This window comes from Glutamicibacter sp. 363 (genome assembly GCF_052379505.1).
Classification (GTDB): domain Bacteria; phylum Actinomycetota; class Actinomycetes; order Actinomycetales; family Micrococcaceae; genus Glutamicibacter.
This window is the reverse complement of the sequence record NZ_JBQSYR010000001.1, coordinates 69936-96827: the sequence shown is the minus strand read 5'-3', so window position 1 is coordinate 96827 and position 26892 is coordinate 69936. Positions and strand designations below refer to the sequence as shown.

Here is a 26892-nt window from a genome sequence, read left to right as displayed (position 1 = left end):
TTTTAGTCGGGCTGTGTGTACACCGATTCAAAAGCCATCGCCGTACCGGTGCCACCGGCGGCGGCCATGAGGGCCAGACAGAGTTCATCGCCGCGTGCGGTGGCCCGTGCCTGCCAAAAGAGCCGGGTGGCCAGCAAAGCCCCGCTGGCACCGTAGGGGTGTCCCAAGGCAAGCGCGCCGCCATCACGGTTAACCGTTGAGGCGCCAATTCCTAGCTCTGCAAGGCAAGCCAAGGCCTGGACGGCGAACGCCTCATTGAACTCGATGAGTTCCGCCTTGCCTAGCCGGTCGACGCCGAGCAGCTGCGCAAGCTTTTGATACGCGGGCACCGCTGCCATGCCAAGGATTTGTGGGTCGCAGGCCCCGGTGCCGGTTCCTAGATATCTCAGGGCAAACCGTGCGTCAAGTCGTGCATAATGCTCTGCATCGACAACCAACACCGCTGCGGCCCCATCATTTATAGGGCATGAATTGCCTGCCGTCACGGTACCGCCGGGAACGAACGCGGGACGCAAGGAGGCTAGTTTCTTGGCCGACAATCCCTCGCGTGGGCAGGTATCGGATTGGACCACTCCCGAAGGAGTGCCAATCGGCACGATTTCCTGGTTGAAGCGTCCGGCTTGCTGCGCTTGCACCGCGCGTTGGTGACTGCGTAGGGCAAACTCGTCCTGGGCGGTGCGGGAGATCTGGAACTGTGCGGCGATGTTCTCCGCGGCCACACCCATTTCCGGGTCGGCTTGCGGGTGCGGGGTAAAACGGGCGCGCGAATAGATCCGTGGCGGAGAAGCGGGATCCCCATTCTTCTCCATTCGCCAAGGTGCGGTGGATACCGATTCGACACCACCAGCGATCACCGCCCGTGCCTCGCCGCAGCGCACCATTCTGGCTGCCGCTGCGATTGCCTCCAACGCGCTCGCGCATTGGGCATCGAGGGTAGTCGCCGGCACGGAGTCAGGCAGCCGAGAAACCTGCGTTGCGACGCGCGCAATGTTTCCGCCGGGTCCTGCCGCGTTTCCCGCGAAGACGTGGTCCACGTCAGCGGGGGAGATTCCAGTGTCCTCCAACAAGGCGTCAAAGACCTTGCCCAGTAGTTGGTCGGCTCCGAGACGAGCGAATTCCTTATTTGAGCGCACCACTGGCGTGCGCCTGGCGGCTATGATCAAGGCTTCATTCATCGCAAGCGCAGCTTTCTCAGTCCGGATGTTGTTGGTGCTGGAAGAGTTTGAATATCGCATTTGCCGCTGGCGGTCAGTGGCCAAGAAGGCAAAAACACTACGTCGTGGGGAATCTTGTAAACGGGCAGAATCTCGCGGAGTACCTGCAAGACCGAAGATGGATCGGGCAGTGGCTGGTGAAGAGCAAGTTGCACATAGGCGGTCAGCACCGTCTTGCCGTGGGCCAGGCGGTGCGCCAGAACGAGCGACTGCCTCAAGCCTGCCGCTTCGAGCGCTCTGGTGATCTCCGCAGGATAGACGTTGTTTCCATTGATGTTCATCATCTCGCCGCCGCGGCCAAGGATTTGAATACGTTGACCGGGTAGCAAGCGGGCAATATCTCCGATTCCGGTCGCTTCCTCGCAGCGTTCTAGCTGGCCCGAGCCCTGCGGGTCATAACCGATGGCGTTGAAGGCACTTCGAATCATGAGCCGACCTGTCCCGTCGGTGCCATTCTGTGCATGCAAATGTGCCCGGACTCCGTCGAAGAGCGTCCCAATGAAAGGGCTCTCCTCGGCTTCTTCAAGGCTGCGCTGGCGGTAGGCAATCAGGCTGTGCTCGCTGCTGCCGAAGTATTCGATGCAATCTACGTCTTTCGAGAGCTGTAGGATCTGCTGGGCCAGATCCAGGCTCAGGGCTTCGCCGCCGGTGACCACGTGACGCAGCCCGGAGAGCCGCTGGAGTGGAATCTGCTGGAGCAGCAACCGCACGAGCGAAGGAACTGCAACCAGTCGGTTACAGCTGGTTGACTGCAATAGTCGCCGAACGTGCCCGGCCTGCCAACGTCCCGGTGCCACTAGGGTGCCGCCGAGCGCGACCGATTCAACCAGCGCATATAGGCCGAGGCCATGAGCGAGCGGACCGGGAACAAGCGTTGTGGAATCTTCGCTGGCCCCGAGAATCCCCGCGCACCGGCTGATGGACTGCTCCCATGAATGGCGGGTGCGAACAACTGCCTTGGGGCTGCCGGTGGATCCGGAGGTGAAGATGAGCAAAAGCTCGGAGTCGGAGCCGGCCTGTGTGGCCAGGTCCGCAAGCGCATGGCTGGGATCCGATACCTTGCGCACGCCTAGAGCCGTGTGGCCAAGCTCTGTCACCGACGCTTCACCGGGCTGATCCGTTAGGACCTTCGGAGACCCGAATTGCGTGAGCGTGGTCTTCAGCTTTTCGGCAGGCCAGGTCGGATCGAGAATCATGGCGCTCACCCCGGCGAGCAGACAAGCATGGAATCCTATGGCCAATGCGACTGGATCCGAGCAGTAGAGTCCTACGCGACGGCCAATGCGTGGATCCCGCTGCAATGCCTGAGCCAAATCGTGGCTCGAGGCGTACAGGGTTGCGTAATCGATTACCTGGGAAATGCTGATTACGGCCGGGTGATCTGGACGAGTGAGCGCGTGATGCTGCAGCTGGCTGGCGAGATTCATGGATCTAGCGCATGAGTCCCCGGTAGCTGCGGTGAACGGTGACGGCCACGAGCGTGGCGACCACTGCCTTGATCAGATCCCCGGGGATGAACGCCAGGGAACCGAGCGCAGAGGTGCCAAGGTCAAGGCCGGTCACCACGGAAGTCCAGGGAATTCCGAAGAGGTAGATGATGCCTATTCCACCCAACAGTATGGAAAGCAGTCCGGTCACGATGCGCGTGCCCTGGCTTTTCTGGCGAAGCACCCAGTACTTGAACAATACGCCAATGACCAAGGAGCCAAAGATCCAGCCGAGCAGGTAGCCGCCGGTTGGGCCGAGTAGGACCGCGAGTCCGCCGCGGCCGCCTGCTAGGAGCGGTAATCCTGCCAGGGCAAGGACAACCACAACCAGGCTGGAGAGCATGCCTCTGATGGGGCCGAGCAGCGCGCCTGCCAGCATGACGCCTAAGGTCTGCAAGGTGATGGGCACCGGAACGATGCCAATCACGATTGGGGGAACAAGTCCCATGGCTGCGATCATCGCAGCAAAAATAGCTACGTAGACGGTATTTCGGGTTTGCGAAGAAGTGGCAGTTGCCATAGTTGGGTCCTAACGAATGATGCTGCGAGAGCTGATGGCGAGGTTATTTGAGTTTGTCGGCAGAGTCGTACCCACGAGCTTCCAGTGCTTCGGCGGTGTCGTCGGCAATTCGCAGTGAGCGAATCACCAGCGGGACCGCCACAGCCAAAGGATTGTTGGCCAGCCCGCGCGCATGCTGTGCCTCGCGTACTTCTAGATAAACTCGCTTGAGCTCTGGAATGAAGCGAATGGCTAGAGATAGCCCCAAGGAAATTTGGGCCGGGTTAGCGCCCACATAACGCAGGGGAGAGGCCACCTGCTGAAAGAGTTCCAGCATGGCGTCGAAGGTTGTGGTCAGGCTGACGGCGTAGGCGAACATGCACATGGTGAGCAATCGAAGCACGGACACCCAAGCGTTTTCCCAGTTGGTCTGCATGCCCAGCGAAATAAAGACAAAGCTGAGGATCAGCAACAAGGTGATCAAGGCGGTGCGCAATTGCTGAAATTTCACTCGCGCGCTGAACAGCAGCAGGAGGCTGCCAATGAGCAGCACGACAAGCGCTTGCCAACTTGGGATCAGGTACAACCCGATGCTGATAGCCAAGAGCGCGCCAAACTTTAGTCCGGCAGGAAGCTTTGCCAGGTAGGAGGTATTGTGTGCCGCGATCATACGTGGCTCCACTGCCGGTAGTGAGCGATGGCGTCCGCTGGAAGGCCGTCAAATGCAATGGTTCCGTCGGTGACGACCAGTACGCGATCGAAATCTTCGAGCAGTTCCAGATCGTGCGTGATCACGATCGCGCGCTGTGGAAGCTGCGCAATTTCTCCTTGGAATCGTAGCCGGTTGCGCAGATCGAGCATGGTCGTTGGCTCGTCGAAGACGATCGTGCGTGGCTGCATTGCAATCACGGCGGCCAGCGCGACCATCTGCTGCTCGCCCCCTGAAAGGGTATGGCTTTCCCGGTCCGCTAGATGCTTGATGTTCAACTCGTCTAGGGTTTGCGCGACCCGGACCTTGCGGTCGGCCTTTGACAGCCCTAGGTTCTTCAGGCCGAACGCAATATCATCAGCCACCAGCGGCATGATGATTTGGTTTGCAGGGTTTTGGAAGACGAAACCTACATCGCGGCGTATCTGTTTTGCATGCTTGGAGGTATTCAAATCGCCTACATGCACCGTGCCGTAGGTGGGAACAACGAGAGCGTTGAGCAATCGGGACAGGGTGCTTTTCCCGGCGCCGTTGGCGCCGATGATTCCGATGCGACGTTCGTTGAGCGTCAGATTAATATCAGCTAAGACCGTCCGGTCCTCGAAGCTGACGGTGACATGCTCAAGTTGGATCTCTGGTAGTTCCACAATGCTCCATCGCGACGTACTTGTTCGCCCAGTAAATCACCAGTGGCTAGTTGGCGGTAGGGCTGCGTTCTTCGTGGTCGATTGAACCACTGAGAAAAGAGCATACTTGATCACTGTTCAATTGTCTTGATCGGTGTTCAAGAAATTTCTAGAAGCCGAGGAACTGCTCGTAGATAAGCACTAGTGAGAGACCGATCATGATGATTCCTGAACATGCAGTCACTATCCGTGCGGCCAGTGGACGTGAGCGTAATAAAAGACGCGAGGCGAAGGCAATCGAGAAATACACAAGGACTGAAACGGCGAAGTGCGTGAGCCCCAGGGCTCCGGTCTGCAGCGATAGCGGCCAGGCGGCAGAATGGTCAATGAATTGGGGGATGAGCGCAAGGTAGAGAAGCAAAGCCTTCGGGTTGGTGCTGCTGGTGAGCAGGCCCTTGAAAAACGCGCCGCGCCATGGGCCGGCAGTTTTCAGCAGCGGACGGCTTTCGGTAAGCACGGCGGCAGCCGCGAATGGAAGCTCCGTGGGATCGCTTGAAGAACTCACCGGAGTCATGGACGCGGAAGGTGTAGCTGATGAGCCGCTATAAAATTTCGCGGATCTCCAACTCGCGAGGGTGATGATGCCAAGCCACAAAAGGTAAAGGGATCCGGCCATGGTGAGCCACAACAAGAGTTGCGGCGAGCTAGCCACAAGTGCCGCCACACCGCAGACCAGTAGCACGGTATGAAACAGATATCCGGTGAGGAGCCCCCAAACCGCTGCGCAATACCCCTTGGGCCCAATGGCAGAAGAGATGATATACGCCCAATCGGCACCCGGAGTGCAGGCAAGCGTAACGGAGACAAGGAGGAATCCGGTTAGTTGAGCGATATCCAAGGTGTCTCCTCGTGGTTCTTGCAGTACTAGGGCAAGCGTAGGAAATATTCATCGAAAAGTGTTTGCCGATTTTGCTTGAAATGACGAAATTTGAGCGCAATTTATTCGAGATAGCCGCGCTTAGCGCAATTATTTTGCGTAGTATGCTGGCGCTATGGATAAGTTGGATCGTGCGATTATCGCTGAGCTGCAATTGGACGGCCGGATGAGTGCAACCGCCTTGGCGAACAAGGTGGGACTATCGGTGGCGCCATGCCACCGTCGCATTCGCGAACTCGAACGCACGGGGGTTATCGCCGGATATCAAGCCGTTGTCACCCCTGAGCGCGTAGGGCTGGCCTTCGAAGCGTTGGTGTTCGTGACACTGAAAGACCGAACCCAACTCAAGGCCTTTGAGGCGGCTGTAGAGAAGGACGAACTCATCGTCGAAGCGCAGCGCTTGTTTGGCGAACCGGATTTCCTGCTTCGTGTGTACGCCAAAGACCTGACGCATTATCAGCACTTATACGATGACGTGCTAGTCGAGCTGCCAGGAGTAGAAAAACTAAATAGCACGATCGTGATGCGAAATATCAAAGAGCGGGCGATCCTGCCGGTCTAATGGTTGACTTCAACCGCGTTGCCGGACTGCGCGGCGCGAGGTGTAATGAGTAACGAAATCACCAAAATACCCGCAATGATCCATAGCGCCTGCGGTAAGCCGGTGACATCCGCTACGAATCCGATTACCGGAGGTCCGCTGAGCATCGCACCGTAACCGAAAGCGCTGATCACGCTCACGGCTCGTGGGCCGAGGTGATCGCTACGTGAGGCAGCGATCGACATGCCAACAGGGAAGCCAAGGGCACTTCCAAGACCCCAAAGTACGGCGCCCGCTCCTAGGGTTGCAGTGTTTTCGCCCAGGATGAATAGCACGATCCCGATTAGGCCGATCATTCCCATGATCATCAGCGAGCACTTGGTGCCGATGCGGTCCACGATCGGCCCACCGGCGAACCGGCCTATCGTCATGGCTCCGGCGAACAGGGTGAACATCAAGGCACCGGTTGGGTGGTCCAAACCATGGCCGTCAACCGAGGCCACTGCCAGCCAGTCATTGGCCGCCCCCTCGGCGAAGCTCAGTCCAGCCACCATAAGTCCGAGCAAGAGCAATAAGCCCCGGTGGGAGCGTGCTCCCGAAACCTTCAGCTGGGTGCTTTCTCGTGGACGGGAGTAGTTGTAGTTCCAATCCCTGAATCCAGTCTGCGCTACTAGTGCCAATGCAATGATCACGACGGCGACCAGAATAAAGTGCCATGCCGTAGTGATGCCCAAGCTGAGGGTGGTCGTCGCGATTCCTGCGCCAAGCAAGGAGCCAAGGCTGAAGTAGCCATGCAGGGAAGGCATGATGCTCTTACCAAGTTTTCGTTCAACCTTGGCCCCATTGACATTCATGGTGATGTCAAGGCAACCAAAAACCAGCCCATTGGTGAAAAGCACGACGAATGCTAAGACCTCGCTGTGCAGTATCGACACGGACATTCCTAGCCCGACAAGTATTAGGGCAAGGATTATCGGCAACACCAAGAGCAAGTTCTTGGCCGAGATTCTTCGGCTCAGTGCCGGTGCAAACGTGATGCCGGCCAGTGTTCCGGCGGTCATGCAAAAGAGGAAAGCCCCGAGCCGAGAGCCAGAAAAATCAAAGATCATGGCGAAGATCGAAAGTCGGCCCGCCCAGGAGGCAAAGGATAAACCAGCAATCAAAAAGATCAGGTTAACGCTTAAGCGTTCGCCGAATACCGGCTTTGCTCGAGCGGGGGCGATGAGCGCCATTTACCGGTTCCTCCTGATTTGTACAGCACCTTGAGTTTATCCCAGTTTCAAAAAAGTTGAAACTAAAATCTATGCGATTCCGAGTACTGCTAGCGCACTTTTAGGGGGCTCCGATGAAACTCTAAGTATCGGATACTTTTAGTCCCGGTGTTCGGCTAGCCGGAGTTCGTTCTAAGCCGCTGAGCATGAGGATTTCTATCGGCAATAAAGCGATTGGCGAAGCGCCACGAAGGCGCCATGCAAGCGATGCGGCCTGGGGCAGGGGTGAAACTAGGAGTTTTCGAATCAAATTGTTGCGGGACTGCCAGTGACGATCCACGGGCAGGAGTGCAATCTCGGCGGGCAAGCGCATTAGCCCTGAAGCGACATGATGTGATCGCGAACGTGGTGGACTGTTGCAGGCCTGAATCCTGGTCTGAGGAATACTTCATTTGGTGATGCGCAAATCTGAAAAGATGCCATGGCTTGGGGCTGAAAAACAAAACTATGGTCAAAGCCCGCTAAGGCGGCCTCTTTCTCGATTCGAAAAGAAAAACCGCCGCTCACTTGTTTTACCAAGAGAGCGACGGTTTAATTTGGTACCCCCGGCCGGATTCGAACCGGCGACCTAGAGATTAGAAGGCTCTTGCTCTATCCAGCTGAGCTACGGAGGCGTAACCGAAAATTAGTTTAGCCCATTGACAAGCAAGATCTCTAACCGGAGACGCTAGTGTTGTAGTAGGACCGCTTTGTTGGGCGTTGAGTAGGGAATCTTTGTATGCAGCGATGGAGAATTGGCGGTCTGAAAAGCATCGCCTGTTATACGGCCATAAGTTTAGGGCTCGCGTGGCTCGTCGCTTTGCCGTTGTGGCAAGGCTCGGGCCTTCATCATCCGCAATTCATGTGGATCGCCATGGGTATGATGCTGACGCCCGCTGTCGCTGCCCTGTGTATGAGCTTGCTTCAACGTCGCGGAAAACAATTCTTGAAGGAATCCGGACTGCTTCCGCTTGGCAAGCCCACGCGATTTCTGCTCGCAGTGCTGCTTGCCTACCTATTGCCGATCGTCCTGATAGTTCAGGCGCCAATCATTGGAACGTGGCTAGGGGTCTTCCCCGGAGACTTGAACCAGTTCATGGTCTTGAACTTCGTGGCGGGGACCGACGGACCCGGCAGATATTTGCTTGGCCAGGCAGGAATCATCCTCGTTGCCGGATTAATGAACCTCATTCCTGCCCTGGGTGAAGAGATCGGTTGGCGTGGATGGCTATGGCCAAAACTGCAGCCAATAGGGCAGGTGCCCGCAATTTTGATTTCAGGTGTTATTTGGGGTATCTGGCATGCTCCATTGATCTTATTGGGATACAACTACCCATTCGCCAAGGGCGCGTGGGGCCTTGCCGCGATGTGCGGAATGTGCATCGTTGTAGGGGCATTTTTTGCCTGGCTGCGCACGTTCAGTGGCTCCGTCTGGCCTGCCGCATTTGCTCATGGCGTCTTCAATGCCAGCGTGGGGTTGGTATCGCTGTTCATGATGATGGGGTCAATGCTTGATTCGACCAAGGCCTCAATCCTGGGCTGGTCGGGTTGGATCTTGCCTGGGGCGGTGATTTTGGTGATGGTGCTATTCGGAGCCTTCCGGGCAAGAACCGATCCAAGTTATCCACAGAATGAGCTGAAGAGTACTGGATCCAATGGGCAGGGGCTCAGCATGGACTGAAGCCCGGGGCCGCTCCCGGGGCAGGACCAAAGGAGAAGAACGTCATGAGTGATCTTGTGACCATCCGTGCAGTAATTGGAACAGAGCCACAATTGAGTATCACCCCGCAGGGGCTTGCGGTGCTCAAATTTCGTGCGGTGACTCACGAACGCAAAAAGGACCCTGAAACCGGGCAATGGGTCGATGCCGGAACCAACTGGTTCTCCGTCAGTGCTTTCCGAGGGCTGGCCGAGAATGGGATGGAGTCGTTGGAGCAGGGCGACCACATTGTCATCATCGGCAAGCTCCAAATTCGCCAGTTCGAACGGGCGGATGGATCGCGCGGAACGAGCGCTGATATTGAGGCCTTCTCGTTCGGCCATGACCTGAAGTTCGGGACTTCGCACTTCACTAAAGTGCGAACCGCCTCGGGAGACATTGAACGTTCGCCACATCCCTCCCAAATCGAATCGCGCAACCATCCCATGAGCGAGAATACCGGTGGCTCGTGGCCTGAAAGGGACACCGACGCAGCGTAAATCCTCTGCATTCAGTGGTGTCGCGGGAAAACGTGTGAAACCGGGCACCACTGGAGCAAAATAGTGGTGTGTGGATTCGGATTTGCACCCTCTGAGGCACTAGCCTTAAGACCATGGCGGAATTTATTTACACGATGACCAAGGCTCGCAAGGCCGTTGGTGACAAAGTCATCCTTGACGATGTCAGCATGTCCTTCTACCCGGGCGCCAAAATTGGTGTCGTGGGTCCTAACGGTGCTGGTAAGTCAACGATCCTGAAGATTATGGCGGGAATCGATACCCCGTCCAATGGTGAGGCACGTCTTTCACCTGGTTACTCTGTGGGCATCTTGCTGCAGGAACCACCCCTCAACGAAGAAAAGACCGTCCTGGGCAACGTCCAGGAAGGCGTCGGTGAGATCTATGAAAAGATCACCCGATTCAACGAAATCTCAGAAGAGATGGCTCAGGAAGGTGCCGATTTCGACACCTTGCTAGAAGAGATGGGCAAGCTCCAGGAGGCTATTGACGCCGCCGATGCTTGGGACATCGACAACCAGCTCGAACAGGCAATGGATGCCCTGCGTTGCCCGCCGGGCGACGAAATGGTCACCCACCTCTCCGGTGGTGAGCGTCGACGCGTCGCGCTGTGCAAATTGCTGCTGCAGAAGCCAGACCTGTTGCTCCTCGATGAGCCTACTAACCACTTGGACGCCGAGTCCGTACTGTGGCTCGAACAGCACCTGGCAGCCTACCCGGGCGCGGTTTTGGCCGTAACCCACGACCGTTACTTCCTGGATCACGTCGCAGAGTGGATCTGTGAAGTTGACCGCGGTCGCCTGCACCCATACGAGGGCAACTACTCCACCTACCTGGAGAAGAAGCGCGAGCGTATGGAGGTACAGGGCAAAAAGGACCAGAAGCTTGCCAAGCGTCTGGCCGAAGAGCTCGACTGGGTGCGCTCCAACGCCAAGGGACGCCAGACGAAGTCGAAGGCTCGTCTGGCCCGCTATGAAGAAATGGCTGCGGAGGCCGAGCGCACCCGCAAGCTTGACTTCGAAGAGATCCAGATTCCACCTGGTCCACGCTTGGGTCAGGTCGTCATCGAAGCCCAGGACTTGAACAAGGGCTTCGGCGAACGTGTGCTAATCGACGGACTGTCCTTCTCACTTCCTCGAAATGGCATCGTCGGTGTGATCGGTCCTAACGGTGTTGGTAAATCGACTCTGTTCAAGACCATTGTTGGCATGGAAGAACTCGATGGGGGCACGCTGAAGATCGGTGATACCGTCAAGATTTCCTATGTTGACCAGAACCGCGAAAACATTGATCCGACAAAGTCCCTATGGGAAGTAGTTTCGGAAGGCCTGGACTACATTCAGGTCGGTCAGGTTGAGATGCCATCGCGTGCCTATGTCTCGGCATTCGGCTTCAAGGGCCCAGACCAGCAGAAGAAGGCCGGTGTCCTCTCCGGTGGTGAGCGTAACCGTCTGAACCTTGCATTGACCCTGAAGCAGGGCGGAAACCTCTTGCTCCTCGATGAGCCTACAAACGACCTTGACGTTGAAACTCTCTCGTCACTGGAAAATGCTCTTCTCGAGTTCCCCGGTTGCGCAGTGGTCGTCTCGCACGACCGTTGGTTCCTGGACCGGGTCGCAACCCATATCTTGTCCTACGAGGGTACGGAAGAAAACCCATCGAACTGGTACTGGTTCGAAGGAAACTTCCAGTCTTACGAAGACAATAAGGTTGAACGGTTGGGGGCCGACGCAGCTAAGCCGCATCGCGTGACCCACCGTCGCCTGACTCGCGACTAAGTCTGAGTCGAAGCCAAAGGCCACCACGAATTATTTTCGTGGTGGCCTTTGGGCTATCTAAGTAACGTTGCCGCCGCAAGCCTTGATTATTTACGCGGTGCCGATGCATCGAGCAGCGAAGGCAGCTTCAGGTATTCGCGGTTCTGGTACATCAGGTGCTGGACTGGCTCTCCCGTGATGACTTGAAGGATCTCTGCCGCTATCAGCCGCGAACCGCCGACGCTAATCGACGAGTGAATCTGTGCACGCATGGACACGGGCGCCTGGTCGAAGTGAGGCTCGCCGGTTGGCAGATAGGACCAACCCTGTTCGGGTGTGAAGCGAGGAGCGCCGGGGCGGGCGAAATTGTCGGCAAGCTCCGAATGGTCTTCGCCCAGCATGTGAATCATGAAAGAGCTTGCGGAAAGTACCGCACCTGCGGCTCCGGATTCTTTGGTGAGTGAAAAAGAAACCGCTACAGGCTCGATGGACAGCGATGCCAGACTGGAGATGGTTAGTCCGTAGGGAATGCCAGCTACCGTTGCGGTGATTAAGGCTACACCCGCAGGGTGTGCGCGAAATGCATCGCGGAAATCAGCCGACAAATTCTTCATATGTAAGTAGTCCTTCGCTTGCTGAATCTTCGCGATCCATGGTTCCTATTCGAAAAGTATCTGTGTGCATGGACACCATCTACCCATTAGCCTAGAACCTCAAGTAAACTTGAGGTCAAGCTACTGGACAGTGATGAGGGGCATAGGGAAGCAAACATGGCGGAACATGTAGAACCCGGCCAGGAGCTGCTCGGGATTGGACACGTCAGCGAACGCACCGGCGTGGCAAAATCAGCGCTGCACTACTATGAAGAAATTGGATTGATCTGTTCGACCAGAACATCCGGCAATCAGCGACGTTACCCACGCCATATGCTTCGACGCATTTCGCTGATTACCGTCGGCAGCAAGCTCGGTATTCCTCTGGCGGACATCCGGCACGCTCTTGAGCCGGTGCCAATGGATAAAATTCCCTCTGAGAAGGACTGGCAACGCGCATCCAACGAATGGAAGCGGGTCCTCGAGCGCCGCCGGCGAGCAATCGAAGAATTAGAAGACAGGCTCATGGGCTGCATCGGTTGCGGGTGCCTTTCGATGCAAGCTTGCTTGCTGCTGAATCCAGAGGACGCGCTCGCCCAAGAAGGAGCCGGCGCCCGAAGACTGGAAACCGGGGATGCCGAGAGCGATATTTAAGCAACGAGTTCAGGTGTTCTGCCGACATTAACGGCCACGCGACGACTTCTGCCCATTCCTAGCCCCGTTTCTTGGCGCGTCTGATTCTCCTCGCCAAAGAACAAGTAACCAAAGAGCCTGTCCATCGTTGCGTGCCGCATCAGGGGACTGATTGGGATCGAGCGCGAACCGAGGCTATTCGTCTTCGGACAAGAATTCTGGAAGTCTCACCATGCCCTCTTGAGCTACGGTTGCTACCAGTTCACCGGCAGCATTGAAAACCTGCCCCGTGCCGAGGCCACGAGCCGAAGAAGCGCTCGGTGATCGCAGTACGTAGAGCAACCACTCGTCGGCCCGGAATTCACGATGCCACCACATGGCATGGTCCAAGCTGGCGATACTCAGGCCACGATGAATCCAACTGACTCCATGTCCTCGAAGCACCGGTTCAAGCAGCATGTAGTCGCTGGCGTAGGCCAGCGCGGCGCGGTGCAGCATTGGATCATCGGGCATCGGGGCGGTGGTGCGCATCCATACCGCTGCCATGGCCTCGTGCTGGTCATAGCCGGGAAGATAAACCGGTTCGGTGATGTGACGCATATCAAAAGGCCGCTCGTAAGCCCATTCACGAGCAACCGGGTGGTCGAACTTGCCGATAATTTCCGCCGTTGTGCGCAAAGTCTCCGGAGCCGGCACGTCAAATGGCACCGGATCGTGATGATCCAGGCCGGAAGCAGGCTCCTGGAAAGAAGCAATCATGGACAGGATGGGCACGCCGTTTTGATAAGCATGTACTCGTCTCGCCGAGAATGAACGCCCGTCACGCAGCCGCTGGACACCGAAGGTGATGTTCTGCGATGCATCACCTGGACGCAGGAAGTAACCATGCATTGAATGAATTGCCCGTCCATCGGGAACGGTGCGTGATCCAGCAACCACAGATTGGGCCAGGACCTGGCCACCGAAGACTCGGGTTCGAGACTGTTTGGGAGTATGGCCGATGAAGATATCTTCATCCGTACGCGCCCGGTCGTCTCCGTCTAGATCCAAGAGATCTAGCAGGATCTGAGTAGTGCCTAGTTCCTCTGTCACGATAATGACTCCTTGACGTGCTTGCGATGACTTTGAAAACTCTATCGTGACAAGTGTCAAGAATCTCGCGACAGCACCGCACGACGGAGCCGGCATATGACGAAAATGCTTGCTTGCGCCGGATGATTAGGATCAAGTCATGAGACGATTGGCCTATGGTCAGTGACGCACTTGTTTTTGAAGATTCCAATTCAGTAAGCGATTTAGCCAACCTGCTGAGCAGGGCTAAGGCAATTGAAGATGACGGAGCCTTGCTGACCGCTAGAGGCACTGCCCTTGCGGTTTATGTTCCGGTTCTAGTCCCGGCCGAGCTAGGCCAGGGCAATTACACCATTCTTGGTATGCGTGTGCATCGGTTAGCCGTGGCGGGCGCGGTAAATGCTTGCTATTCTTTCTCCGCAATTCAGGATCGCTTGGCGCGAATGGGCGATGCATCCACCGAATTCGTGTTGCCGCCAGTGGAAGAAAATCCCAGGTGGGCAGGTATTACCGTTCCAATGTCTGGGTGGGAAGATGCTGGGAGCGTTCCTGATGACGTTCTATCCGCAGCCACGCAGACAGGTATTGACGCGGTAGCCCAAGCTTTACCTGCTAATCCGGGGAAACCTGTCGTAGCGCAAATCCGCCAGCGGGTTTGGTCTTCCGAGCTGGAGAACACCGAGCCACCTCTACCGCTTGGCGCCGCATTCGCGATGCATGCCTTGGGATTCCTGACCCCCGGCGGCGAAAGCCGTGTACTGCGCCAGGGGAACTGGATTCGAGTCAGCAACGGCCTGGGACATGTGCTGCTGCGCCGTTCAGCCCTGCTTGCCTAGAGGCGAAATCCGCGCCGGTAGTCCCGGCGCGGACTGCCTATCGAGAATTTAGCTTGATGCGTTGAGCAAGGAGTGCGCCGCGCGATCAAAATATTCTCGCAGCGTCTCGGCATGAAGCATTGGCAGCTCCAGCTGATCGATAGCCTTATTCATATGCCCGAGCCAAACATCTCGATTATGCGGGTTGACGAGGTAAGGCATGTGGCGCATGCGCAGGCGTGGATGCCCGCGGTGCTCCGAGTATGATGTCGGGCCGCCCCAGTACTGCTCAAGGAACAGCTGTAATCGAATTTGCGCGGGGAAGAGATCCTTCTCCGGATACATTTCCCGGAATTCCGCGTCTTCTGCAACGGAGGCGTAGAAGTTTTTGCTCAGCTGCGCAAAGACTTCGCGGCCGCCTACTTCCGCGTAGAAGGTTCCGGCGTAGTCGGACGCATCCACCGGTGCCTGCGCCAATTGCAGGAATTCTTCACTCGACGGACCGGTAACCACCGGATTGGTCATGGGATCCCGCTTCACGGTGTGGGGCAGTGGGTTCAAATCGCTCATGGGTACTTTCCTGAAATTAAGCGGCAACTGGTTCATGGAGAACCGGAAAATTCACGGATCTAGCGATGAAACATACCTTATTGGCTTGCTGATGGAGAGAATCCGCGAGTTCTCGTTGGGACTCATCGGCTAACTGAACCTGCGGGCGGAGAATCACCTCGGTAAATTCTCCACTGTTATCTCGGTTCAACCGCAAGCTACCGGAAGCCTGGTCCTGATAGCTGGTGACAACAACTCCATGGGTCACGGCTACATGGAGATAGGAGAGCATATGGCATTGGCTCAAGGCCGCCAACAAGAGCTGTTCGGGGTTCCAGCGATCGGGGCTGCCATGAAAAGTCGGATCGGCCGTGCCCGCGATGTCGGGTAGCCCGGCCGCGCGGATGATGTGCTCACGGCCGTAGTCACGATAGCTGGTGGTGCCAGCTCCGTGATTACCTGTCCACTCTATGTCGACTCGATAGCTGTGCTGCGAGAGGTCCATGCTGCTATTCTCCCACCCTTTAAAATGCTTGTGGTGTGCGGTGTGGCACAATGGCTGGTTTCCGTACCTACTAGGTACCATAACCCCATCGAGCCACACCGCACACCACCGGTGCAAACTAAAAGTTAGGCTTCGGCGTCCGTGGCCTGTGCGGCCAGCGCCCGAACCACATCTGCTTTGCTTTCAACCAACAGTCGGCGCATGGCCGGATGCTTTTCACCTAGCGCCGACAAAAACGCATCGGTGCGTTCGATGGTCTGCACGGAGACCATAGAGGAAGGGTAGAAACCGAGCACGATCTGCTTCGCCATTTCATGGGAAAAGTTCTCCCACGCATCAATCAGCAGATTAAAGTAATCCTCGGTATAGCTTTCGAGCAGCGAGTTATCGTGGGCAATATTGAATCCGGATATCACCGCGCCTTGCTGATCATTGGATAGTGTCGCCGAGGTCGCTGCGGCGAAGGCCTCGGCCTTCGCCTCGGCTGTCGGTCGAGCTGCCCGGGCGGTGAACCAGCTTGCCTTGCCCTTAGCGGTGTCATCGCTTGCGAGCATCGCGTCGAGGGCTTTCTCATCCATGCGGGACCCGGCAGACAACGCGATCGCCAAGGACCAGCGCAGATCGGTGTCGAGGGTAAGGCCCTGCAACAGAACCGTGCCATTGAGCAAGCCGGCCACCTGGTCGAGCTGGGCCGCGGTGCGCGAACGATGCGCAAAGGCCTTGGCGAACTGAAGCTGGGCATCGGAACCTGATTCGGCCCGCTGCGCCAATTCCCACAGGCGATCGGCGGCTTGCACCGATAGCTCCTTGGCTTTGTCGCCGGATACGTAGTAATCCATTGCGGTATTCAGCTGGCGCAACAGCACCATGATCACCGAGGAATCAATTTCGTGTCCGATATTGTTGAGCAGCAGTTGCACATAGGCGCTAGCCGGGGTCTCAGCATCGCGCACCGCATCCCAAGCTGCGCTCCACACCAAGGTGCGCGGCAATGACTCGGTGAAGTCCTTCAAGTGCTCGCTGGCGGTAGCCAGCGAGATCTCATCCAGACGAATCTTGGTGTAGGTCAGGTCATCGTCGTTAAGCAAGACCAGATCGGGGCGCTGCATTCCTACAAGCGCCGGAACTTCGGTGGCCGGGCCAGCAACATCGAGCTCCTCGCGGTGTACGCGGACGAGCTTGCCCTGCTCATCGAGGGTGTAGAAGCCTACCGCCAGCCGGTGCTTGCGCAGTGTTGGGAACTGTTCGATGGCCGACTGGTTAATGGTGAATCCGGTGATGCATCCGGAATCATCGGTGGAAATGTCCGCCTTCAAAGTATTCACGCCGGCGGTCTCCAACCAGGAGGTGCCCCAATCGCTCAAATCACGCCCGCTTGCCGACTCAAGCTCGGTCAGCAAGTCTGGCAGCTCGGTGTTGGACCATGCATGCTTTTTGAAATACTCGCGCACACCGGCCATGAATTCTTCTTGGCCAACGAAGGCCACCAGCTGGCGCAGCACCGAAGCGCCCTTGGCATAGGTGATGCCGTCGAAGTTGACTTCCACATCTTCCAAATCGTTGATCTCGGCAACGATCGGATGGGTGCTCGGAAGCTGGTCCTGGCGGTAGGCCCAGTTCTTTTCCATGATGTTGAAGGTGGTCCAAGAACTGGTGAACTCGGTATTCTGCGCCGCGGCAAGGGTCGACATGAACTCCGCGAAGGATTCATTGAGCCAAAGGTCATTCCACCACTTCATGGTGACCAAGTCGCCGAACCACATGTGAGCCAGTTCGTGCAGGATGGTGATCGCTCGGCGTTCCACCATGGCGTGGGTCGGACGGGAGCGGAAGATATATTCTTCGAGGAAGGTAACGGCTCCGGCGTTCTCCATGGCTCCGGCATTAAATTCCGGAACGAAAAGCTGATCGTACTTTTCAAACGGATATGCCACTCCGAAGTTCTTTTCGTAGAATTCGAATCCCTGGCGGGTGATGGTGACGATATCTTCGGTATCCAAATACTGCATCATCGAGGCGCGGGCAAAGACTCCAAGCTCTATGGTGCGGCCGTCGGACGAGACCAGCGAATCCCTTGCAACCTCGTAGGGTCCTGCGATCAGTGCGGTGATGTAGCAAGAGATGCGTTGAGTGGCCGGGAAATCCCAACGTGAGGCCTGGCCATCGACCACTGGCTGAGGTGTTGGCGCGTTTGAAACAACGTTCCACTTCGTCGGGGCCTTCACCGAGAACTGGAAGGTGGCTTTAAGGTCCGGCTGTTCGAATACGGCGAACATGCGGCGGCAGTCGGCGACCTCAAACTGGGAGTAGAGATATACCTCCTGGTCGACTGGGTCTACAAATCGGTGCAGTCCCTCGCCAGTGTTCATATAGCGCGCATCGGCGTCGATCACCAGCACGTTCTGTGCCGCGAGTTCTGGAAGCTGGATCCGTACACCGTCGGAGACGACTGCTGGATCCAGCTCGGTGCCGTTGAGGACCACCGAACGGACGGTGTCGGTGATCGCGTCGATGAAGCTGTTTGCTCCCGGGCTCGCGGTGAAACGTACGGTAGTGCGGGAAGTGAATACGCGGTCGCCCTGGGTTAGGTCCAGACTCACCTCGTAGCTGTCGACATTGATCAGATTCGCGCGCTCGGTTGCTTCGGCGCGCGTGAGGTTCATTCCGGGCATTGGGCTCTCCGTCTTCAGGCGATGAAGTGACATCGCCTCAGTTTCTGAAACGAATATTGAATAACTTCCTCCATTGTGTCACTGGCAACGGGGGAGCACGCAAGTCCTTGACCGCAAAATTTTTTATGACTGGCAAAATAGTGCGTGCTCATATGAGGTGTCACAGACACTGCGAATCATTGCAGAGTTAGATTCTATGTCCCGGGGGTCGCTAAGCTTGAGGGAGCATTAAACCGGCTTTCCTCCCAATGAATGAGGCAATAAAACATGCGCGTGCATATCGCCACTGACCACGCAGGTCTGGAACTGAGCGACTTCTTGGTCAAGCACCTCACGGACCGAGGGTACGAAATGGTCAATCACGGGCCGGAGGCCTATGATCCAGAAGATGATTACCCAGCTTTCTGCATTAACGCGGCCCAAGCTGTCGTTGCGGATCAGCGCGCGGGGCTAGACGCCTTGGGTATCGTCCTCGGCGGATCGGGCAATGGCGAACAGATTGCTGCGAACAAGGTGGAAGGCGTGCGCGCAGCGCTAGCGTGGAACCTTGATACCGCGAAGCTTGCTCGCGAGCACAACAATGCAAATGTCATCGCCGTTGGCGGACGCCAGCACTCGGTGGTGGAAGCCGCTGAGCTAATCGAAGCATTCCTGGCTGAACCTTTTAGCGACGCCGAACGACATGTGCGCCGCATCGGCAAAATCGCCTCGTATGAAACAACCGGCGAGGTTATCGACTAACTGTGCCTGAAGGACATTCCCTGCATCGCCTGTCCCGCCAATTCGACGATGTCTTTGGTGGACAGGCGGTACAGGTTTCTTCGCCCCAAGGGCGCTTTGCATCGGATGCCGCTCGCATTGACGGCCACGAGCTAGAGCACGCCTTCGCCAAAGGGAAGCAACTGTTTTGCCGCTTCTCCAACGACCTATATCTGCGGGTGCACTTAGGCCTCTATGGGGCTTTCGACTTTGGCGGCGACAGCCTATTCGCTGGTGCATCGTCCATCGGCGCTCCACGACGCATAGGCGAGCGCGAAGCCAGCATGCAGGAGACTGCGTCGTACTCCGGACCGCCTGCTCCAATCGGAGCGGTCCGTGCTCGCATCGTATCCAAGCATGGCTGGGCGGATCTACGTGGACCTACCGCATGCGAAGTCTTGGACATCGATCAGGTGCAACGGCAGCTAGCGAAGCTTGGGCCGGATCCGCTGGCGGGGGCATCCGCGCGTTTTCAAGCTGCCAAGGGGCAGGTGGAACCAGGCGTAGACCAGCGATACTTGGACGCAGGGCTCAGGGAGTTTCGAGTCAATCTCGCGCGCACCAGCACACCCATCGGCGTCGCGTTGATGAATCAGAACCTGATCAGCGGTGTTGGGAATATTTATCGCGCCGAGGCGCTATTCCGGAATCGTGTTTGCCCAAGCCTTCCGTCCAACCAGCTTTCCGGGCGAACCGCCAACAGATTGTGGTGGGATATTGTCGCCATCATGGAGGACGGGGTCCGCGATGGAAAGATCATTACCACTCGCGAAGAGGATCGCGATCCTGAAGGCGTGCTCTGGCCGGACAACGCCTACTACGTTTATCAGCGTCAGGGGATGGGCTGTCGCAAGTGCCCAGGGAGCATAAGACTCGAAGAAGTGGCTGGTCGGAAACTGTACTGGTGTCCGCGGTGCCAGAAGTTGCCGCGCAGCAAAGACGCTTCACGCTAGGCATCTGGATGCGTGGGTGCGGAATCACTCAGGAGATCCTGGCCCCTCGGCGCGTTATCGCCCCACCGGGCTCCACGTGGTGCTATAGAGGATGCGTCCAAGTCGGAACCCAAATCAGCCGATTTGCATGGACCTAGATTTATGGTCTAGACTAAATTCTGTTCGCGGCGATGAAGTCACGAAATGTGGGGATGTAGCTTAGTGGTAAAGCCTTAGTCTTCCAAACTAATGATGCGGGTTCGATTCCCGTCATCCCCTCCAAATAAAAAGGTCCCGCTGATGCGGGACCTTTTTTTGCGCCGAGGGTCGAATGCTACTTAAACCACGCAGAATTCATTTCCTTCGGGGTCTGCAAGAACCACATGATCCAGTTCACCATTCATGTAGTGCCGCGCCAGTTCACTAGCTCCCAGGCTCAGAAGCAGCCCAACCTTCTCTTCGATCCGTTGCCGGCGCAAGTGCGCGGGTTGCTTCCGCCCTAGGCCAACTTTCAGATCTAGATGAATCCGGTTCTTTGCGGTTTTCCCCTCCGGGACCTTTAGCATCGAAATTTGCGGGCCTTCCCCGGTGGGATCGCAAATCACTGCCCCGTCGTCCCATTCGTCCTCTGGCACATCGCAAGCGATAAGCCAGTCGGTCCAAGAAGTGAAACCTGGTGGCGGGGGAGCGTCCGCATAATCAAGCGCCACTTTCCAGAATTTCGCTTGATCCGCCGGTGCATTGCAGTCAAAGGTCAGTGCCCAAGTAATTGCCATAGGGTGATCGTAGCCCCGATGGATTGACTGCGCGGAGTCCATGGAATGTCCCGTCTGGTGCGGTTCGGCGGCTACAGCCATCGTGGAACTTGCTGGATGAACTGAGTGCAAAAGCGATGAAAAACGTTCAAATTTCCTGTTACTCACCTCACCTTTTTCGCTGATTTGCGCTAAAAAGAGACGTCAAGGCGGTAAATTCCGCGTAAATTCGCTGAAGTTGTTGATAATTGCCAGCAGGATGCCGATTTTGCATTTCGCGCGAACCCGTGTAAATTTATTTCTTGTGATCACGCAGGGATAACAAAAACCCAGCAACGATTCGCAAGATGTTGACTCAGGTGAAAAGGGATTTTCACTAGGTGTTCAACGGGGTATAGCTCAGCTTGGCTAGAGCGCGCGCTTTGGGAGCGTGAGGTCGCAGGTTCGAATCCTGTTACCCCGACTCGTGAAATAAGAACTTCGGTTTATATCTCATGAAATCGAGAACTAAATATAATTTAGCTCTGGTGATCACCGGGAACTGTGAAAAGTTGCTGGTATGCATCACAAACGATTAGTGGATAAAGGATAACTCAGGTTAGACTAATCACTGCTAATCGGGGTGTAGCTCAGCTTGGCTAGAGCGCGCGCTTTGGGAGCGTGAGGTCGCAGGTTCGAATCCTGTCACCCCGACTCTGTCGAATAACCCCGCAACGCCACCATGTTGCGGGGTTTTTTGCAGATCAGACCTAATTCTTAGACACTCAGGAGTACAACGCTGTGAAGAGCGCCGTCGAAAACGTCAACCCGACTCGGGTGAAACTGAACGTTGAGGTTCCTTATGAGGAACTGAAGCCCCGCGTCGATGAGGCGTACAAGACCATCGCTCAGCAGATTCAGGTTCCAGGCTTCCGCAAGGGCAAGGTTCCAACTCGCATGATCGATCAGCGCGTTGGTCGCGGTTACGTCATTGAAACCGCTGTGAACGAGGGGCTGAACGACTTCTATCAGAAGGCCATGGTCGAGCACGAGCTGACCCCGCTGTCTCGCCCAGAGGTTGACATCACCGAGCTTCCTTCCATCGAGAAGGAAGGCGAAGGCCAGCTGGTCTTCACCTTCGAAGTTGATATCCGTCCGAAGGTTGAACTGCCTGACTACAAGGGCATCGAGGTCTCCGTCGAGGCGAAGGAAGTTGCCGACGAAGATATCGAGAAGGCCCTTGACGACCTGCGCGGTCGCTTCGGCACCCTGAAGGATGTTGAAGCACCAGCAGCTGCAGATTCCTTCGTCACTCTCGACCTGACCGCTTCGGTTGAGGGCGAAGAGGTTGACGCTGCACAGGGCCTGTCCTACCAGGTGGGTTCGGGCAACATGCTTGAGGGCATGGACGAGGCTGTTACCGGCCTGTCCGCTGGCGAAGACGCAACCTTCGAGACCACCCTTGCCGGTGGCGAGCACGCAGGCAAGACCGCAACCGTCAACGTTGTCGTCTCCGCCGTGAAGTCGCGCGAACTGCCAGAAGCGAATGACGACTTCGCTCAGCTTGCTTCCGAATACGACACCATCGCTGAATTGCGCGAGTCGCTGTCCAACGATGCTGCTGAGGGCAAGATTGTCGAGCAGGGTGTTGAGGCCCGCGAGCTCGTCTTGGACAAGTTGGTCGAACTGATCGAGGTCCCTGTGCCTGCATCGGTGATCGAAGAGCAGATCGAGCAGCACTTCAACGCACCAGACGCTGAAGCTGACCACGACACCGAGGAGCACCGCGAAGAGGTTCGCGGGAACACCGAGCGTGCATTCAAGAACGAAATCATCCTTGACGCCGTCGCAGACGCCGAGGAAGTTGGCGTTGAGCAGTCCGAGTTGATCGACTACATCGTGCAGACCGCAGGTCAGTACGGCATGGAACCGAACCAGTTCGCACAGATGCTGGACGGCGCCGGTCAGGTCCCAATGCTGATGGGCGAAGTTCGCCGTCGCAAGGCACTTGCCAAGGTGCTGGAATTCGCAACCGTCACCGACTCGAACGGTGCCGCAGTGGATCTGACTTCCTTCGTGAAGCCAGCTGGCGAAGAAGAAGCTGTAGCGGTCGAGGAGACCACCGAGGCCAAGTAGTCCCCGGAATATAGATGGCCGCCTGCCAGCTTGGAAACAAGCTGGCAGGCGGCCATTTTTTGTTCGCTCTCGGTGTACTCATGCGCCGTGAGCGAAAACGGGGCATGAAACGCCCCAAGGCCGGGTTGAAGTCAGTAATCTCAAAGTAACCAGTTGCAGCTTTGAGATTCGAAATAGAGTTTCAAAATCTGATCTACACGTTTGGAAGAGGTAGAGAACATGTCAAATGATTCGCGCACTCCCACCATGGCCACCGTTGACCCGGCCGGCCGTGAGGATTACATCTACAACCGCCTGCTCAAAGAGCGCATCATCTGGCTGGGCTCCGAGGTCCGCGACGACAATGCGAACGCTATTTGCTCGCAGTTGCTGTTGCTTTCGGCGGAAGATCCTGAAAAGGACATCTACCTTTACATCAACTCTCCAGGTGGCTCCATCACCGCGGGCATGGCTATCTACGACACCATGCAGTACATTCCCAACGATGTCGTCACCGTTGCAACCGGCCTGGCCGCTTCGATGGGCCAGTTCCTGTTGTCCTCGGGCACTCCGGGCAAACGCTACGCTACGCCGAACGCCCGCATCCTGATGCACCAGCCTTCCGGCGGCATCGGCGGTACCGCCTCTGATATTAAGATCCAGGCCGAGCTGATCATGCACATGAAGAAGGTCATGAGCGACCTGACTGCCGAGCAGACCGGTCAGAGCGTTGAGCAGATCCTTATCGATAACCAGCGCGATAAGTGGTTCACCGCTGAAGAGGGCCTGAAGTACGGCTTCTACGATCAGATCGCCATGCATGCCGGCACGGTCACCGGTGGCGGCGGCGTCGATACCGCCAAGTAGTCGGTCTTACTCATCCGCCTGAATCCCAAAGATTTGTCCTAGGAGAAAACCATGAACTTCAATCCGGAAGCCATCAGCGGTCAGACGCCGTCGGCCCGCTACATCCTGCCACAGTTCGAAGAGCGCACCCCATACGGGTTCAAGCGCCAGGATCCATACGCCAAGCTGTTCGAAGATCGCATTATCTTCCTCGGCGCCCAGGTCGACGACGCGTCGGCAGATGACGTGATGGCACAGCTACTGGTGCTCGAATCCATGGACCCGGAGCGCGATGTCACCTTGTACATCAACTCACCGGGCGGCTCGTTCACCGCAATGACCGCGATCTATGACACGATCCAGTTCATTCGCCCAGAGGTGCAGACCGTTTGCCTCGGCCAGGCAGCCTCAGCAGCAGCTGTATTGCTGGCCGCCGGCACCCCGGGCAAGCGTCTGGCGCTGCCAAACGCCCGCGTGCTGATCCACCAGCCATCGATGGGCGGGGGCGAACGCGGTACCGCAACGGACCTGCAGATCCAGGCCGAAGAGGTAATGCGCATGCGCGCGTGGCTGGAAGAGACCATTGCCGGGCACTCGGGCCAGTCCGTGGAGAAGGTTCGCGACGACGTGGAGCGCGACCTATTCATGACTGCCGCCGACGCCAAGGAATATGGCATCGTTGACGAAGTACTTACCCCACGCAAGGTAAACCGCGCTCAGCTCGGTAACTAGGCCTTACGCGGAATAATCATTGAGTATTGGCGGTTTACCTTGTTGGTGCGTTCTCCACAAGAGGAGGACACCACACAGGTAGACCGCCATATTCAGCTAATTTTGGGGTTATCTGACCTAGAATTGGGATAGTCCACGGCAACTCAAGCAAACAGGAGATCGGTGCGATGGGACGAATGGGCGAAGGCTCGGATCTGTTGAAGTGTTCTTTCTGCGGAAAGAGCCAAAAGCAGGTTAAGAAGCTAATTGCAGGCCACGGAGTCTACATCTGTACTGAATGCATCGAACTGTGCAATGAAATCATTGCAGAGGAGTTTGCTGAAGAACAGGTCTCCGAAGATTTCTCGCTGCCAAAACCGCTTGAGATCTTCAACTCCCTAGAGGAGTACGTGATCGGCCAGGAGAACGCGAAGCGCGCACTGTCCGTAGCCGTGTACAACCACTACAAACGAATTCATGGCACCCAGGAGCATGCTCCGGTCGCTGCTTTAAACAGTGACAACCCACTGGACGATGTTGAGGTCTCAAAATCCAACATCATGTTGATAGGTCCCACCGGTTGCGGTAAGACCTATTTGGCGCAGTCACTGGCCAAAAAACTCAACGTTCCGTTCGCCGTTGCAGATGCGACCAGCCTGACCGAGGCTGGCTACGTTGGCGAAGACGTTGAAAACATTCTGCTCAAGTTAATCCAAGCCGCAGACTTCGATGTGAAGAAGGCCGAGACAGGCATTATCTACATCGACGAAATCGACAAGATCTCGCGAAAGAGCGAGAATCCGTCGATTACTCGCGATGTCTCGGGTGAAGGCGTCCAGCAGGCATTGCTGAAAATCCTTGAAGGTACCGTTGCCGCAGTCCCGCCACAGGGGGGACGCAAGCATCCGCATCAAGACTTCTTGCAGTTGGACACGACAAACATTTTGTTCATCGTAGCTGGCGCTTTTGCAGGGCTCGAAGAGATCATTTCCTCGCGCGCGGGACGTAAGGGAATCGGCTTCGGTGCGCCCTTGACCGCGCTGAAATCTGAAACCCCGTCGTACTCCGATGTTCGTCCTGAGGATCTGCTGAAATTCGGTTTGATACCCGAGTTTGTCGGGCGACTGCCGGTGATCACCACGGTCGAACACCTTGACCGCGAATCCCTGGTTCGGGTCTTGACTGAGCCCAAGAACGCTTTGGTCAAGCAATACCAAAAAATGTTCCGCATGGACGGTGTGGAGCTGAGCTTCGAACCGCAGGCATTGGATGCGGTCGCTGAGCTGGCCATCGAACGTGAAACTGGTGCTCGCGGGCTTCGTGCCATTTTGGAAGAGAGCCTTGGCGGGATCATGTTTGAACTGCCAAGCCTTGAAGAAATTGCCGAAGTGGTTGTCACCCGTGGCACGGTGATGAACCGTGAAGCACCGCTACTTCTTTCACACGAGGTCGCTGCCAAGCGAAACAAGAAGTCCGCATAGTTTAAAATCCCGCTGAGTTATCGGTAGAAAGTTGAGGGTTCATGCCCAAGCGCACTCAAGTTGATTTCTGGTTTGACCCAATTTGCCCCTTTGCCTGGGCGACTAGCCGCTGGATCAAGGAAGTTGAAAAGGTCCGCGACATCGACGTGAGCTGGAATGTTATGAGCTTATCGGTGCTCAACGAAGGACGGGAACTTCCGGAAGACTACCGCGCTTCCATGGATAAGTCTTGGGGACCGGTCCGCGTCGTGATCAAGGCCGCCCAAGATCATGGCGATCAAGTGATCGACAAGCTCTATACCGCCATGGGTGAACTTTTCCATCACGAGAAGGTTTCAGATCGTGACGAGGTGATCGCCCGGGCACTTGCGAAGGTAGGTCTGCCTGCCGAACTCGCAGATGCGGCGAATACCGATGAAAATGACGTTGCACTTCGCGCAAGCCACGAGGTAGGCATCTCCAAGGTCGGCCAAGATGTAGGAACGCCAATCATCGCTGTGGATGGTGTCGCCTTCTTTGGGCCGGTTATCACCCGTATTCCAACCGGAGAAGACGCAGGCAAGATGTTTGACGCTGCAGCGCAGCTTGCTTCATTCCCATACTTTTTCGAGATGAAGCGTAGTCGGACCGAAAGCCCAATCTTCGAATAATCCGGGTTTGCTTCCAACACCAAAGGGTCCAGCCAAAAATTTCTTGGCTGGACCCTTTTGTCTTTGGCAGGGGCTAAGCGATAGGTCCGGCTTCCCATGGCTCTTGCGCGGTTAGTTCGCGACGGATTATAAGTAACCCTGCGCATCTTGGGGGAGCGCTTTCACTGACTAGTCGTGAGTTAATGTTTCATTTCTTGCTAATTGTCCTGAAAAAATATATGTGAATCTTCTATGTAAATAATGTGAAGTGCGTCGCGGAGCTTTCATAAATTATTGCCGCTCCTCCTCAGAGTAGCTGGTTCAGTCGATCGGCAGTTGGGATTGGCGGTTCCCGGAAATTACTGGTGAGTAGCGAATGCAACCCCAAGGCAAAAGGCGCGCCCTGGTTTTCGGGGCCGTGATTGTCTCCCGCAGAAGTTATTAGTAGGAAAAAATCCGTTTCATATTTTTTGACGGTAGCGACAATGGACTGTCAAATTTCTTGTTGGAAACCCCTAGGTAATGCCTGAAAGATGTGTTTGACTAACTCCCACAGGTGCTTCGGCACATGCTTTCGATGGCGGCCCCCATCCGCCAGATAGGGAGAAAT

At 56.4% G+C, this 26892-nt stretch carries 27 protein-coding genes and 4 tRNA genes; 17 read left to right on the top strand and 14 right to left on the bottom strand.

Annotation, left to right across the window (positions count from 1 at the left end; all coding sequences use genetic code 11):
- Positions 1-2: 2 nt before the first annotated feature.
- The 6 genes from ACT3UA_RS00490 to ACT3UA_RS00465 form a co-directional block, all read right to left on the bottom strand.
- Positions 3-1175, bottom strand: a complete 1173-nt coding sequence (locus ACT3UA_RS00490) for a thiolase family protein (protein ID WP_217990359.1) — start codon at positions 1173-1175, stop codon at positions 3-5.
- The gene (locus tag ACT3UA_RS00485; protein WP_096285108.1) at positions 1172-2641 is read right to left on the bottom strand and encodes a class I adenylate-forming enzyme family protein; all 1470 of its coding nucleotides are present in this window, start codon (positions 2639-2641) and stop codon (positions 1172-1174) included. Before ACT3UA_RS00485 ends, ACT3UA_RS00490 begins: the two co-directional genes overlap by 4 nt.
- A 4-nt stretch (positions 2642-2645) precedes the next feature.
- Positions 2646-3221, bottom strand: a complete 576-nt coding sequence (locus ACT3UA_RS00480; protein ID WP_096285106.1) for a biotin transporter BioY — start codon at positions 3219-3221, stop codon at positions 2646-2648.
- 43 nt (positions 3222-3264) lie between these two features.
- A complete protein-coding gene (locus tag ACT3UA_RS00475) occupies positions 3265-3870 on the bottom strand; it encodes an energy-coupling factor transporter transmembrane component T family protein (RefSeq protein ID WP_096285104.1) in 606 nt (201 codons plus the stop codon).
- Entirely contained in the window at positions 3867-4556 is a 690-nt protein-coding gene (locus ACT3UA_RS00470) for an energy-coupling factor ABC transporter ATP-binding protein (protein ID WP_096285102.1), read from the bottom strand. The genes ACT3UA_RS00475 and ACT3UA_RS00470 overlap by 4 nt, the downstream gene beginning before the upstream one ends.
- 148 nt (positions 4557-4704) lie before the next feature.
- Positions 4705-5433 carry a LysE family translocator gene (locus ACT3UA_RS00465; RefSeq protein ID WP_096285100.1) on the bottom strand — a complete coding sequence of 243 codons (729 nt, stop codon included), beginning with the start codon at positions 5431-5433 and terminating at the stop codon, positions 4705-4707.
- A gap of 154 nt (positions 5434-5587) precedes the next feature.
- Here ACT3UA_RS00465 and ACT3UA_RS00460 point away from each other — a divergent pair, with 154 nt between their 5' ends.
- Complete coding sequence (locus ACT3UA_RS00460; RefSeq protein ID WP_096285098.1) at positions 5588-6034, top strand: Lrp/AsnC family transcriptional regulator; 447 nt, start codon at positions 5588-5590, stop codon at positions 6032-6034.
- On the opposite strand, the gene ACT3UA_RS00455 is transcribed toward ACT3UA_RS00460, so the two are convergent.
- Complete coding sequence (locus ACT3UA_RS00455) at positions 6031-6948, bottom strand: MFS transporter (RefSeq protein WP_176484131.1); 918 nt, start codon at positions 6946-6948, stop codon at positions 6031-6033. The two genes, ACT3UA_RS00460 and ACT3UA_RS00455, sit on opposite strands and share 4 nt — an antisense overlap.
- Positions 6949-7009: 61 nt before the next feature.
- On the opposite strand from ACT3UA_RS00455, the gene ACT3UA_RS00450 reads away from it, so the two are divergent.
- Complete coding sequence (locus tag ACT3UA_RS00450) at positions 7010-7279, top strand: hypothetical protein (RefSeq protein WP_176484130.1); 270 nt, start codon at positions 7010-7012, stop codon at positions 7277-7279.
- Positions 7280-7821: 542 nt separating this feature from the next.
- On the opposite strand, the gene ACT3UA_RS00445 is transcribed toward ACT3UA_RS00450, so the two are convergent.
- Positions 7822-7898, bottom strand: a tRNA-Arg gene (locus ACT3UA_RS00445).
- Positions 7899-8176: 278 nt separating this feature from the next.
- Here ACT3UA_RS00445 and ACT3UA_RS00440 point away from each other — a divergent pair.
- The 3 genes from ACT3UA_RS00440 to ettA all read left to right on the top strand — a co-directional run bounded on the left by ACT3UA_RS00440 (position 8177) and on the right by ettA (position 11258).
- Positions 8177-8944, top strand: a complete 768-nt coding sequence (locus tag ACT3UA_RS00440) for a CPBP family intramembrane glutamic endopeptidase (protein WP_217990358.1) — start codon at positions 8177-8179, stop codon at positions 8942-8944.
- Positions 8945-8988: 44 nt separating this feature from the next.
- Positions 8989-9462, top strand: coding sequence for a single-stranded DNA-binding protein (locus ACT3UA_RS00435; protein WP_096285092.1), 474 nt, complete (start codon positions 8989-8991; stop codon positions 9460-9462).
- A gap of 113 nt (positions 9463-9575) precedes the next feature.
- A complete protein-coding gene (gene ettA / locus ACT3UA_RS00430; RefSeq protein WP_096285090.1) occupies positions 9576-11258 on the top strand; it encodes an energy-dependent translational throttle protein EttA in 1683 nt (560 codons plus the stop codon).
- 86 nt (positions 11259-11344) lie between these two features.
- Here ettA and ACT3UA_RS00425 read toward each other — a convergent pair whose 3' ends face one another.
- Entirely contained in the window at positions 11345-11851 is a 507-nt protein-coding gene (locus ACT3UA_RS00425; RefSeq protein WP_255248393.1) for a flavin reductase family protein, read from the bottom strand.
- Between the two features lie 156 nt (positions 11852-12007).
- Between ACT3UA_RS00425 and soxR the strand changes: the two genes are divergently transcribed.
- A complete protein-coding gene (gene soxR, locus ACT3UA_RS00420) occupies positions 12008-12484 on the top strand; it encodes a redox-sensitive transcriptional activator SoxR (RefSeq protein WP_096285088.1) in 477 nt (158 codons plus the stop codon).
- 174 nt (positions 12485-12658) lie between these two features.
- Here the strand turns inward: soxR and ACT3UA_RS00415 are convergent, their stop codons facing one another.
- Positions 12659-13555, bottom strand: a complete 897-nt coding sequence (locus ACT3UA_RS00415) for an acyl-CoA thioesterase (protein ID WP_255248392.1) — start codon at positions 13553-13555, stop codon at positions 12659-12661.
- Between the two features lie 155 nt (positions 13556-13710).
- Between ACT3UA_RS00415 and ACT3UA_RS00410 the strand changes: the two genes are divergently transcribed.
- Positions 13711-14370: a hypothetical protein gene (locus ACT3UA_RS00410; protein ID WP_096285084.1), complete on the top strand. Its 660-nt coding sequence runs from the start codon at positions 13711-13713 to the stop codon at positions 14368-14370.
- 48 nt (positions 14371-14418) lie between these two features.
- Here the strand turns inward: ACT3UA_RS00410 and ACT3UA_RS00405 are convergent, their stop codons facing one another.
- The 3 genes from ACT3UA_RS00405 to pepN form a co-directional block, all read right to left on the bottom strand.
- A complete protein-coding gene (locus ACT3UA_RS00405) occupies positions 14419-14919 on the bottom strand; it encodes a globin (RefSeq protein WP_275542576.1) in 501 nt (166 codons plus the stop codon).
- Between the two features lie 16 nt (positions 14920-14935).
- Positions 14936-15403, bottom strand: a complete 468-nt coding sequence (locus ACT3UA_RS00400) for an OsmC family protein (protein ID WP_096285082.1) — start codon at positions 15401-15403, stop codon at positions 14936-14938.
- Positions 15404-15528: 125 nt separating this feature from the next.
- Positions 15529-18075 (bottom strand): aminopeptidase N, encoded by a 2547-nt coding sequence (gene pepN / locus ACT3UA_RS00395; RefSeq protein ID WP_444615339.1) that lies wholly within the window; start codon positions 18073-18075, stop codon positions 15529-15531.
- Between the two features lie 267 nt (positions 18076-18342).
- On the opposite strand from pepN, the gene ACT3UA_RS00390 reads away from it, so the two are divergent.
- The 3 genes from ACT3UA_RS00390 to ACT3UA_RS00380 all read left to right on the top strand — a co-directional run bounded on the left by ACT3UA_RS00390 (position 18343) and on the right by ACT3UA_RS00380 (position 20048).
- Positions 18343-18816: a ribose-5-phosphate isomerase gene (locus ACT3UA_RS00390; RefSeq protein WP_096285078.1), complete on the top strand. Its 474-nt coding sequence runs from the start codon at positions 18343-18345 to the stop codon at positions 18814-18816.
- Between the two features lie 2 nt (positions 18817-18818).
- Positions 18819-19787 (top strand): Fpg/Nei family DNA glycosylase, encoded by a 969-nt coding sequence (locus ACT3UA_RS00385; protein ID WP_096285076.1) that lies wholly within the window; start codon positions 18819-18821, stop codon positions 19785-19787.
- Between the two features lie 187 nt (positions 19788-19974).
- Positions 19975-20048: transfer RNA gene (locus ACT3UA_RS00380), tRNA-Gly, on the top strand.
- A 56-nt stretch (positions 20049-20104) separates the two neighbouring features.
- Here the strand turns inward: ACT3UA_RS00380 and ACT3UA_RS00375 are convergent.
- Positions 20105-20689 (bottom strand): VOC family protein, encoded by a 585-nt coding sequence (locus ACT3UA_RS00375; protein ID WP_255248391.1) that lies wholly within the window; start codon positions 20687-20689, stop codon positions 20105-20107.
- A 220-nt stretch (positions 20690-20909) separates the two neighbouring features.
- Between ACT3UA_RS00375 and ACT3UA_RS00370 the strand changes: the two genes are divergently transcribed.
- The 7 genes from ACT3UA_RS00370 to ACT3UA_RS00340 all read left to right on the top strand — a co-directional run bounded on the left by ACT3UA_RS00370 (position 20910) and on the right by ACT3UA_RS00340 (position 26303).
- Positions 20910-20984, top strand: a tRNA-Pro gene (locus ACT3UA_RS00370).
- Positions 20985-21139: 155 nt separating this feature from the next.
- A tRNA-Pro gene (locus ACT3UA_RS00365) sits at positions 21140-21214 on the top strand.
- Between the two features lie 87 nt (positions 21215-21301).
- Complete coding sequence (gene tig, locus ACT3UA_RS00360; protein WP_096285074.1) at positions 21302-22636, top strand: trigger factor; 1335 nt, start codon at positions 21302-21304, stop codon at positions 22634-22636.
- Between the two features lie 246 nt (positions 22637-22882).
- Entirely contained in the window at positions 22883-23482 is a 600-nt protein-coding gene (locus ACT3UA_RS00355; RefSeq protein WP_096285303.1) for an ATP-dependent Clp protease proteolytic subunit, read from the top strand.
- A gap of 51 nt (positions 23483-23533) precedes the next feature.
- The gene (locus ACT3UA_RS00350; protein ID WP_096285072.1) at positions 23534-24193 is read left to right on the top strand and encodes an ATP-dependent Clp protease proteolytic subunit; all 660 of its coding nucleotides are present in this window, start codon (positions 23534-23536) and stop codon (positions 24191-24193) included.
- A 167-nt stretch (positions 24194-24360) separates the two neighbouring features.
- Positions 24361-25653, top strand: coding sequence for an ATP-dependent Clp protease ATP-binding subunit ClpX (gene clpX / locus ACT3UA_RS00345; RefSeq protein WP_096285070.1), 1293 nt, complete (start codon positions 24361-24363; stop codon positions 25651-25653).
- A 41-nt stretch (positions 25654-25694) separates the two neighbouring features.
- Positions 25695-26303 (top strand): mycothiol-dependent nitroreductase Rv2466c family protein, encoded by a 609-nt coding sequence (locus ACT3UA_RS00340; protein ID WP_096285068.1) that lies wholly within the window; start codon positions 25695-25697, stop codon positions 26301-26303.
- The last annotated feature ends 589 nt before the right edge of the window (positions 26304-26892 follow it).